At 43.3% G+C, this 395-nt stretch carries 2 pseudogenes; both read left to right on the forward strand.

Features of this window, described 5'->3' with window-relative positions:
- Positions 1–244 (forward strand): annotated as a pseudogene (locus tag SB658_RS22155) (phosphopentomutase); the annotation flags it as partial.
- A gap of 11 nt (positions 245–255) precedes the next feature.
- Positions 256–395: pseudogene (locus SB658_RS22160) on the forward strand (purine-nucleoside phosphorylase); the annotation flags it as partial.

Consider the following 395-nt stretch of genomic DNA (forward strand, 5'->3'; position numbering starts at 1 on the left):
GTTTGAAAAAATGAAAGAAGACGATCTGCTTATTATCACTGCGGATCACGGCAATGATCCTGTCCATCACGGCACGGATCACACGCGGGAGTATGTGCCGCTTCTTGTTTACAGCAAAAAGCACAAACATACAGAACAGCTGCCGCTTGCGGATACATTTGCCGATATCGGCGCAACTATTGCCGATAATTTTAAAACGGAAAAGCCGGAATACGGAAAAAGCTTTTTATCAAGATTACAGTAGGGGGACTTTTTTTGAAACAAAAGATCGAACGTGCTGCTGCATTTATTAAAGAACACGTGAAAGAAACACCAAAGATCGGTCTGATTTTAGGGTCAGGGCTCGGCGTATTGGCCGATGAAATTGAAGGAGCTGTCAAGCTTACATATGAAAC

The organism is Bacillus sp. SIMBA_008 (genome assembly GCF_046535495.1).
GTDB lineage: Bacteria > Bacillota > Bacilli > Bacillales > Bacillaceae > Bacillus > Bacillus subtilis.